This window comes from Pseudoflavonifractor sp. MSJ-30, assembly GCF_018918045.1.
GTDB lineage: Bacteria > Bacillota > Clostridia > Oscillospirales > Oscillospiraceae > Faecousia.
In genome coordinates this window covers 1-9,762 of sequence record NZ_JAHLPU010000065.1, presented here as the reverse complement: position 1 = coordinate 9,762, position 9,762 = coordinate 1, and the positions used below count along the sequence as shown (strand labels likewise).

General features: G+C 50.7%; 11 protein-coding genes. 10 read left to right on the top strand and 1 reads right to left on the bottom strand.

Features of this window, described 5'->3' with window-relative positions:
• Window positions 1-106: 106 nt before the first annotated feature.
• The 3 genes from KQI10_RS10305 to KQI10_RS10295 all read left to right on the top strand — a co-directional run bounded on the left by KQI10_RS10305 (window position 107) and on the right by KQI10_RS10295 (window position 2,593).
• A complete protein-coding gene (locus KQI10_RS10305) occupies window positions 107-907 on the top strand; it encodes a helix-turn-helix domain-containing protein (RefSeq protein WP_024739815.1) in 801 nt (266 codons plus the stop codon).
• A 120-nt stretch (window positions 908-1,027) separates the two neighbouring features.
• The gene (locus tag KQI10_RS10300; protein ID WP_022616447.1) at window positions 1,028-1,561 is read left to right on the top strand and encodes a GNAT family N-acetyltransferase; all 534 of its coding nucleotides are present in this window, start codon (window positions 1,028-1,030) and stop codon (window positions 1,559-1,561) included.
• A 165-nt stretch (window positions 1,562-1,726) separates the two neighbouring features.
• A complete protein-coding gene (locus tag KQI10_RS10295; protein ID WP_001255868.1) occupies window positions 1,727-2,593 on the top strand; it encodes an aminoglycoside 6-adenylyltransferase AadE in 867 nt (288 codons plus the stop codon).
• Window positions 2,594-3,133: 540 nt separating this feature from the next.
• Here the strand turns inward: KQI10_RS10295 and KQI10_RS10290 are convergent.
• Window positions 3,134-3,268 carry a helix-turn-helix transcriptional regulator gene (locus KQI10_RS10290; protein WP_216567317.1) on the bottom strand — a complete coding sequence of 45 codons (135 nt, stop codon included), beginning with the start codon at window positions 3,266-3,268 and terminating at the stop codon, window positions 3,134-3,136.
• Between the two features lie 175 nt (window positions 3,269-3,443).
• Here KQI10_RS10290 and KQI10_RS10285 point away from each other — a divergent pair, with 175 nt between their 5' ends.
• The 7 genes from KQI10_RS10285 (at window position 3,444) to KQI10_RS10255 (ending at window position 9,242) form a co-directional block, all read left to right on the top strand.
• Complete coding sequence (locus tag KQI10_RS10285; protein ID WP_216567318.1) at window positions 3,444-4,307, top strand: NAD(P)/FAD-dependent oxidoreductase; 864 nt, start codon at window positions 3,444-3,446, stop codon at window positions 4,305-4,307.
• 18 nt (window positions 4,308-4,325) lie between these two features.
• Window positions 4,326-4,634, top strand: coding sequence for a thioredoxin (gene trxA / locus KQI10_RS10280; RefSeq protein WP_216567316.1), 309 nt, complete (start codon window positions 4,326-4,328; stop codon window positions 4,632-4,634).
• A 3-nt stretch (window positions 4,635-4,637) separates the two neighbouring features.
• On the top strand, window positions 4,638-5,087 hold the full coding sequence (locus tag KQI10_RS10275) for a MarR family winged helix-turn-helix transcriptional regulator (RefSeq protein WP_216567315.1): 450 nt from the start codon (window positions 4,638-4,640) through the stop codon (window positions 5,085-5,087).
• Window positions 5,088-5,168: 81 nt separating this feature from the next.
• Window positions 5,169-5,759 (top strand): HdeD family acid-resistance protein, encoded by a 591-nt coding sequence (locus KQI10_RS10270; protein WP_216567314.1) that lies wholly within the window; start codon window positions 5,169-5,171, stop codon window positions 5,757-5,759.
• Between the two features lie 134 nt (window positions 5,760-5,893).
• Entirely contained in the window at window positions 5,894-7,732 is a 1,839-nt protein-coding gene (glmS, locus tag KQI10_RS10265; protein ID WP_216567313.1) for a glutamine--fructose-6-phosphate transaminase (isomerizing), read from the top strand.
• 163 nt (window positions 7,733-7,895) lie between these two features.
• Window positions 7,896-8,750, top strand: a complete 855-nt coding sequence (locus tag KQI10_RS10260; protein ID WP_216567312.1) for a hypothetical protein — start codon at window positions 7,896-7,898, stop codon at window positions 8,748-8,750.
• A gap of 54 nt (window positions 8,751-8,804) precedes the next feature.
• Window positions 8,805-9,242: a hypothetical protein gene (locus KQI10_RS10255; protein WP_216567311.1), complete on the top strand. Its 438-nt coding sequence runs from the start codon at window positions 8,805-8,807 to the stop codon at window positions 9,240-9,242.
• Window positions 9,243-9,762 lie beyond the last annotated feature (520 nt).

Here is a 9,762-nt window from a genome sequence, read left to right as displayed (position 1 = left end):
TTTTCCGGCCGAAAAATTTTATAAGAAAAACGGCTTCCAATCAGTTGATGAACTTATTACTCTCACAAAATAAATATCGGCCGCTTAAGCGGATGAGGAGGAGAGCATGGAACTATCCATACAAGAACGATTGAAAGACCTGCGTGTAGAGCGTGGGCTGACGCTGGAACAGCTTGCGGAGCAGACCCACCTCTCCAAGTCTGCTTTAGGCAGTTATGAGGGGGACAATCTCAAGGACATCAGCCATTATGCCCTTATTGAGTTGGCAAAGTTTTACGAAGTGACCGTTGATTATCTGCTGGGCCGTTCTCAAACAAGAAATCACCCAAACGCCGATCTTGCAGACCTGCATTTGAGTGATGACATGATTGAACTATTAAAAAGCGGGCTGGTGGACAATTCTCTTTTGTGTGAACTGGCGACCCACCCGGATTTTCCCCGGCTCATGGCCGACCTTGAAATCTATGTGAACGGCGTGGCAGGAAAACAGGTGCAGAGCGCAAACGCCATTGTGGACGCTGTGAGTGCAACAATTATGAAACAACACAATCCCGGCTTGACTGACCCGCAGCTGCGACAGCTTATCGCCGCCCATATTGACGACGACAGCTTTTGCCGCTATGTGATACAGCAGGACATAAACAAGATAGCCCTCGACCTGCGGGAAGCCCATAAGGACGATTTTTTCAGTGTCCCAGAGGACAACCCACTGGAAGATTTCTTGCAGACCGCAGAGGAAACCACCAGAGAGGACAGCGACCCGGAGCAGGCGGCTATGATGTTTATCTGCAAGCGGCTCAAACTGAATTACAAGAAGCTGTTCGAGGAAGAAAAGAAATGGCTAAAAAGAATTGCACAAAAGTCTGACTTGCTGAAAAATCCAAAGCCCCAGCGGGGAAGAAAGTAGGAGAACGGAAAATCGAGATTTGGAGTGGTGAACTATGAAACTATTTGATTGGGGTGGGAGAGAATAAAGACATACTTCTTTGATGAACCAGACTATAAAATTTAAGGAGAGCAAGGAAGTATGAACACAATAAAATTAAGACCAATCATTACCGTTGAAGAAAAAAACACATTTGTAAGTGAAATACAAGAGGCTTTTCAAATTTCTTATGTGTCAGAGTTTGGAGAATTTGAAAAGCAAGTTCTTCCCACGGAAGATATAGAAGAATCTTTTAACGCAAAAGGCGCTGAAGCATATATCGCAGAAATTGGCGGAGAAAGAATCGGCGGAGCAGTCATTGTAATAGATGATAAGACCGGCTACAACTCACTTCATCTTTTATATGTGAAATCAAGCGCACAAAATGCTGGAAATGGATTTAAGATATGGAAAGCGATTGAAGAACTACATCCTGAAACAAGAATTTGGGAGACGCATACCCCATATTACGATAAGCGGAACATTCATTTTTATGTAAATCGTTGTGGTTTCAAGATTGTAGAATTTTTTAATCCTAAGCACAAAGACCCACACCAAATAAGTGAAAGCGCAGGCAACATACCAAAAGAGAACAATTATTTCTTTAGATTTGAAAAAGAAATGAAATCCAGATAGTAATTTATCGGAGGATAGCAAAGCCAGCCGAGCCAGTCAACGGTCAAGATGAACGGCGCATACGCGCCGCCGTTGACAGCCCCGCCCGCCTTTGCTGATGAGCAATCAAGGCGGGAAAGCCCTAAAATGGCTTCACACCTATTTCAATAATTGGAGGAGATAAAAATGAGATCAGAAAAGGAAGTTTATGATATTGTTTTGAATTTTGCAAAAACAGACAAACGCATTCGCATGGTTACTTTGGAAGGATCTAGAACAAATACAAATATTCCGCCTGATGATTTTCAGGATTTTGATATTACTTTTTTTGTTACGGATATGGACAGCTTCACAAGTGATGATAAATGGCTAGATATATTTGGTGAAAGGTTGATTCTGCAAAAGCCGGAAGATATGGAATTATTTCCAGCTGTAGAAAAGGGATTTTCATATTTAATGCTGTTTACTGATGATGTTAAGATAGATTTAACTTTGCTGCCGCTGGAACTGATAGACGAGTATTTTACATGGGATAAACTGGTAAAGTTACTGTTGGATAAAGACAACCGTATCGTAAAGCCGCCAATACCAACGGATATAGACTACCACTTGCAGAAGCCTACTCAAAGAATGTTTGACGATTGCTGTAATGAATTTTGGAATACTACAACATATGTAGTAAAGGGCTTATGCCGCAAAGAAATTCTTTTTGCTATTGACCATATGAATGATATAGTACGAAAAGAATTGCTTCGCATGATTTCCTGGCTGATTGGTATCAAACAGGGATTTCATTTCAGTTTGGGAAAAAACTATAAATTTATGAAGCAATATGTCCCAGAGGAATTGTGGGAACGACTTATGTCCACTTATAATATGGATTCCTATCCCCATATGTGGGAATCCTTTGAACAATGTATGGCATTGTTCCGGGAGGTTTCGTCAGAAGTGGCATGCCAGTTGGATTACCAGTATCCACTATATGATGAAAAAATCAGTAATTATGTGATTCGGCAAAAGAAAAAATATGGCATTGAAGATGATAACAAATAAAATTTTTTCAATCGAAAAAATTTATTTTGATTATTCAATTTTGAAAAACTGAATACCTCAAAATCAGAAAGAGCGCGGCCAAGCACTTTGAGGGATTGGCCGCCTTGTTCACCCATTCAGCGGGACGGCGGGTGGCGGTCAAGGCCGGGTGTAAGCCCGTTCATTTCAGCCTTGACGGTTGCCCGCTGTCCTGTTACTTTTCCGGGAGTGTAGCCACAACTTCGGGACACTTTGTCCACAAGTCGGAGCGTAGGACGAGGGACGGGGGCTTTCATATACGCCCAGTCTGCTGTTGAAACCAGACCTGTGCTTACGGCTCTACGCCACGCAAGCACAGCCCTGTTTTCCTGCCGCTTCAAATGCCCTTGCCCTCCCCGGCGGCAACGGCATTTTCACGGCAACGCCGACAGAGCGTATAACACACTACACTTTGCTTCGCAAAGTCGTGTGCCAAATGGGGGCGTTGCCCCCTTTTCTTGTTATCCAGCCCTCCGGCTGTATCGGTTGAGCAAAAGTCCGCGTGGGATTGATGTGGTATCTTTAACTTTGGGAAACTCCGGTCTCCCATTTGCTGACAGCCTGAAAACTGACACCCAGCAGGGCCGCCAGCTCCTCCTGGGACATATTTTTCGCCCTTCGCAGCTGGCGGGTCTTGGAAGAAATGTGGATGTTCATGGGGGCCTCCTTTTTTCGCGTTTCGCCGAGAGAAGGCTTTTGTACCCCGGGGAAGCCTTTTCATTGTAACACACAGGTTTGGAAATGCAAGAACGCAGGCAAAATTCCCTCTTGACTTTTTTAATTAATTGTGTAAAATTGAATATGAAGAAATTGAATCGTACGCAAAGGAGCAATTATGGAACGTTACGATATTGCCGTCATCGGCACCGGGCCCGCCGGGGTCTCGGCGGCGATCACGGCCAAGGTGCGGGGGAAAAAGCTGATTCTGTTCGGCTCCCGGCACTTAAGCGAGAAGGTGGAAAAAGCGCACTCCATTCTCAACTATCCGGGTCTGCCCAACGTTTCCGGGGCGGAGCTAGCCAATGCTTACCGGATGCAGCTGGACAGTCTGGACATTCCCATCACAGAAAAACAGGTCACGGCGGTCTACGCTATGGGCGACTATTTCGCCATCCAGACCCCGGACGATATGGTGGAAAGCACCGCTGTCATTCTGGCTGCCGGGGTAGTCACCTCCAAGGCCCTGCCCGGAGAAGACGCGTTTCTTGGCCGGGGCGTCAGCTACTGCGCCACCTGCGATGCCCATTTCTACCGGGGTAAGACCGTGGCCGTGCTGGGCTATTCCGAGCAGGCCTGCCGGGAAGCGGATTTTCTGGCGGAGACTTGTGAAAAGGTGCTCTATTTCCCTGCCGCTCCCCACGAGGTTCAGGTCAACGGCCGGGTAGAGGTGGTCCGCGAAAAGCCCGCCGCCATTCTGGGGGACCGGCAGGCAAGGACATTGGAAACAAAGTCTGGGAAGCGATTCGATGTGGACGGCATTTTCATTCTGCGTGCCTCTGTAGCCCCGGACAAACTGGTGCCGGGCCTTGCAGTGGAGGACAATCACATCCAAGTGGATCTGCAAATGCGAACCAATCTGCGGGGGTGCTTCGCCTGCGGCGATGCAGCAGGTCCCCCCTACCAATATATCAAAGCCGCCGGACAGGGCAACGTAGCCGCCCTCAGCGCCGTTGCCTATCTGGCGGAACAAAAATAAAAAAAGGAGTAAATAATTATGATTACCAAAATTGCCAACAACGATCTGACCGAGGCCAAGGCAAAGGAACTGGCTGTTCTGGACTTCTCCGCCACCTGGTGCGGCCCCTGCAAGATGCTGGCCCCTGTGCTGGAGCATCTGGCAGACGAGATGCCCGGTGTCTCCTTCTACAGCATTGACGTGGACGAAAACTTCCCTCTGGCCCATGAATTCGGTGTTTCCAGCATTCCCTGCGTGGTCGTTCTGAAGCACGGGCAGGAGGTCGACCGGACTGTAGGCTTTGAACCCGCCCCTGCCATGCATGCCTTTGTGGAAAAGCATCTGTAAGCCATGGAAGATTATAAAGCACTGAAGCTGGAAAACCAGCTGTGCTTTCCCCTCTATGCCTGCGCCAAGGAGGTCGTCCGGCGGTACAAACCCTTTCTGGACGCACTGGATTTGACCTACACCCAGTATATCACCATGCTGGTCCTCTGGGAACACAAGTGCCTCAGCGCCAAGCTCCTGGGCCAGCACCTCTACCTGGACTCCGGCACTTTGACGCCTCTGCTCAAAAAGCTGGAGCAGAAGCACTATCTGACCCGGCACCGGGATCCGGAGGACGAACGGAATTTGCTGATCTGCTTGACCCCCCAAGGCCAGGCCCTGCGAGAGAAGGCCCTGAGTATTCCAAAGCAGATGTGCGCCTGCATGGCCCTGGAGCCTGATGACGCTGAAGCCCTGAACGCCCTGCTGCGGAAGCTGCTGGCTGCCATGGGCCTTCCCAGCAGCGAAATTTAGGCAAATCTGCCCTTTTGTCCATAGCCGCCTGACTTTTTTCGTGGTATAGTTCGGATATCAAAGGAAAAAGGAGTGGGCTTTATGAAAGCTCTTTGGAAACGGTTTCAGGTTGGCGCGATTGTTGTCAGCGCCTGCATGTTGGTTCTGGGTATCATAATGCTGGTGTGGCCTGAAATCTCCGCCATAACGGTGTGCATGATTCTGGGCGCTCTGTGTGTGGTGGCCGGCGTGTACAAGCTGGTACGATACTTCCGCATTGGCTTTGCCGGTGTATTCTTCCGGTTTGACCTTGGTGCCGGTATCCTCTATACTCTGGCAGGTCTGCTTCTGCTGATCCATCCTCAGGACGCTATGACCATTCTGCCCATGGCCGCTGGTATCTACATTCTCTTTGGCAGCGTTATGGATATCCAGATTGCCGTGGAGATGCATCGGTTCGGTCTGGGCAATTGGGTGCTGTCCCTGATTTTGGGTATTCTGGACACCTGCCTGGGCTTCTACCTGCTGTTCAACCCCTTCTCCGGCGCGGCGGCACTGATGATGGCAATCGGCATCTGCCTGATCATCGGCAGCATACAGAACCTCTATTCCGTCATCTGCATCAGCAAGGCGGTCCGGAACAGCAAGAAAGACCGGATCATCGATGTGGAATGGAGTCCTATGGATTTCTGATACATCTGAATATTTCCCAACCGCTCAGGACTTTATCGCCCTGAGCGGTGTTTTTTGCTTTGCATTTTATTTGTTGATTTTTAGATAAAACTATGCTATAATTTGGCTAATTTATTTGAATGGAGCTGACACCTATGTGTGGGATCGTTGGATTTACAGGGAAACGTCAGGCAGCGCCCGTTCTGCTGGACGGCCTTTCCAAGCTGGAATACCGGGGCTATGACTCCGCCGGTCTGGCAGTCCGGGACGGCACGGACCCGGTACAAATCGTCAAGGCGAAAGGCCGCCTGAAAGCGCTGGTGGAAAAAACAGACGGCGGACACGCCCTGTCAGGGACCTGCGGCATCGGCCATACCCGCTGGGCCACCCATGGAGAGCCCTCGGAGCAGAATGCCCATCCCCACTGCTCTGATGACGGCAATGTGGTGGGCGTTCACAACGGCATCATTGAAAACTACCAGGAGCTTCGAGAGAAGCTCCTGCGAAACGGCTATACCTTCTATTCCTCCACGGACACGGAGGTAGCCCTCAAACTCATTGACTACTACTATAAAAAATATGCCCACACCCCTGTGGATGCCATCAACCATGCCATGGTTCGTATTCGCGGCTCCTATGCTCTGGCTGTGCTCTTCAAGGACTATCCCGGCGAAATCTACGCCGCCCGGAAGGATAGCCCCATGATCATCGGCTCCAGAGACGGCGAGCAGTTTCTTGCCTCGGATGTGCCCGCCATTCTGAAATACACCCGCACCGTTTATTATGTGGGCAACCTGGAACTGGCCCGGCTCAGCCCCCAGGGCACTACCTTCTACAATCTGGACGGAGACGAAATCGAAAAGGAGCCTGTGGAAATCCTGTGGAACGCGGAAGCCGCGGAAAAGGGCGGCTACGAACACTTCATGATGAAAGATATCCACGAGCAGCCCAAAGCCGTGGAGGGTACTCTGCGCTCTCTGTTGAAGGACGGGCATCTTACGCTGGAAAATACCGGCCTGTCCAAGGAGGAGATCGGCAGTTTTCGGCAGATCTTTTTCATCGGCTGCGGCTCTGCCTATCATGTGGGCGTTGCCGCCCAGTACACGCTGGAGGATCTGACCAGGCTGCCCGTCCGGGTGGAACTGGCCTCGGAATTCCGCTATCGGGACGCGCCGCTGCCGGAAAATACCCTGGCAGTCATTGTCAGCCAATCCGGGGAGACGGCAGACAGTCTGGCCGCCCTGCGGCAGGCCAAAGAGCAGGGAGCAAAAACCCTGGCAATCGTCAATGTGGTTGGCTCCACCATTGCCCGGGAGGCGGACTTCGTGCTTTATACCCTGGCTGGGCCGGAAATCGCCGTAGCGACTACGAAAGCCTACAGCGCCCAGCTGCTGGCCGTCTACGCACTGGCCATCGTGTTTGCGCAGGACCGGGGAACTCTTGAGGACGCTCAGGTGGAAATGCTTGTAAAGGAGCTGGAGGCTCTGCCCGGAAAAATGGAACGGGTTCTGGAGGACGAGGCGCGCATTCAGTGGTTTGCCGCCAAGCAGCTGGCAGCGAGGGACGCTTTCTTCATCGGCCGGGGGCTGGATTACGCCATCAGTCTGGAGGGCAGTCTGAAAATGAAGGAGATCAGTTATATCCACTCCGAGGCCTACGCCGCCGGGGAGCTGAAGCACGGCACCATCAGTCTGATTGAGCCGGGTACGCTGGTCGTTGGCATCCTGACCCAGCAAAAACTCTATGAGAAAACCCTGAGCAACCTTCTGGAATGCAAAACCAGAGGGGCCTACCTGATGGCCCTGACCACCTATGGAAACTACAGCATTGAGGACAACGCCGATTTTGTCATCTACATTCCAAAAACAGACCCGCACTTTGCCCCCAGCCTTGCGATCCTCCCTCTGCAATTGCTGGGTTACTACGTCAGCGTCGCCAAAGGACTGGATGTGGACAAACCCAGAAATCTGGCCAAAAGCGTCACGGTGGAATAGAATCTACCGCATTTGAACAAACTTTTCCTGTGTACCTTTCTATCCCTGATGTTTCGCGGCCTATGCTAAGAGGGTTGCGAAGCATCAGGGATTTATGTATAATGGTACCAATCTGACCGCAGAGTCGGTGAATATGGAGAATCATTCGTTAGGGGGGATCTTTATGGTACGCTTGCCTTTTCCTAAAGCGCATTATGAATATCTGGTGCCTCCGCTCGGCAAGGGCATTTATCAGCTGAATGCAGAAGAGGCTGCGGCTTACTTCGACGCATTTACAGGAAAAATCCCGGAGCGAGTCAGCTATGTCGCCCAGTTCTGCGCAAAAGAGCTTCGGGTCCCGAAAAGCAGATTGGACTGCTCCCCGGATTCCCTGCTGCCGCTCTGGAAATGGTTCCGCCGCAGGGCAAAGACGGAGCCCATCCCTTCCGCAGGGACGAAAACCAGCGTCCGTCAGCTGACCCCGGAAACGGAGTACATTCTTCGGGATATTGGTATGTACCTGGGGGAAACACTCCGGAAAAACCTTCCCGGCATATACTGGACATACTACACGGAGCCCTGCAACGATTTCTTTCAAAACCATCCCCTGCTGAAAGGCTTTGTGGACAGAACAACAGGAACGCCCTGCCCGGTGTGCTTCGAGCCTATCCACATGGCAAGGGTGCAGGCCAGCAAGATCCTGACCGGGAAATCCGGGGATGAGGATTTGCGGAATCTTTATTCTATCTGGGCGGAGAAAACCGAGGTAGTCACGAAGCTGGCCTTTGACCGTTTTGTAGAAGGTCTGTGCGGAAATTCCGAATATTTTTTCACTTACGGCGGCCACACCATTGACATTGCCTTTCATTTTGAAAACACCGCAAAGGTCTATGAAGTGAATATCGATGGGTATGGTTCTGACGTACGTCATCTGTTCTTTTCCTCTGTTCATGCGCTGCTGGAGGCAACGGTTCTGGATGGGAAAACAATTCAGGAGCTGTGGATGGATCTGGTGGGAACCAAAAATACATTACAATAAGCCCGAGGTATCATTTCTGGACGCTTGAAGGAACATTAACAGGAGGTAAACAACATGTGGCACGAAATCTGCGCAGAGAAAGATATTACCTTTCTAATGGAGACTGTTGGGTATTTTCATGACAGCTGTCTCAAGGAGCTGAAATATGTCAGCGGAGCATATGTGAATAACGACCTTTCCATGCACCCTATCAATGATACGCGTGAGCTGAAAATGATCATTCAGCGGCAGGACGATGCCCCTTCTGCTGTTGAACTTGCGTTCTCGGGGCTGAATTATTGCAAGCTGTTTCCCTGCAATGAACAATTCACCTGCGAAATTCTGGACGCCACGCTGCTTTGGACGGACGGTAATATCCTTTGGGCCGACTGCGGAGGTTTAACTGCGGAAGAAATCGAGAAATACGCCGGTACGGTTATTTCCGCAGCCGGACTGCGGTGGAGAGCGGTCGGTGAATGGATTGGGCGCGGGGAAGTGTATGGTGAAGGGTAAGTTTCCCCAGTGATCTTAGAGCAAGACGCCTGTCATTTTGAATTGCCCGCCGTACATGCGGCCGTGCTGCGTAGGGGACGATCCCCAGATCGTCCCGAAGCCTATGTCTTTGGAACGCCTCCGTACATAGCACAAATTTGAATACCGCAGGTAAGCATATACATTTTATCAGACACATTCCACCCGCACCCCCGCGGGACGATCTGGGGATCGTCCCCTACAAATTGGTTTTGTCATCGTATAGCCCGATAAATCATTCCGTGCCCTGAATCGATCGTTGGGAACGGCCTGCGTGCCGTTCCGAGAGCCTACGGGCGGAAACGCTTTCAAAATTACGAACCGGGAATATACAAAACCCGGCGGAACGCCACATAGGGCGTTCCCTACTGTTTGTTATCCGCGCTGTTGCGGCAATGCCGCGGCATATGAAAAAACCGCCTCACGAAAGCGAAGCGGTTTCTTTGTGTTGGCATTACCTATCTTCCCGGCAAGTCACCCTGCAAGTATTGTCGGCGCGGAC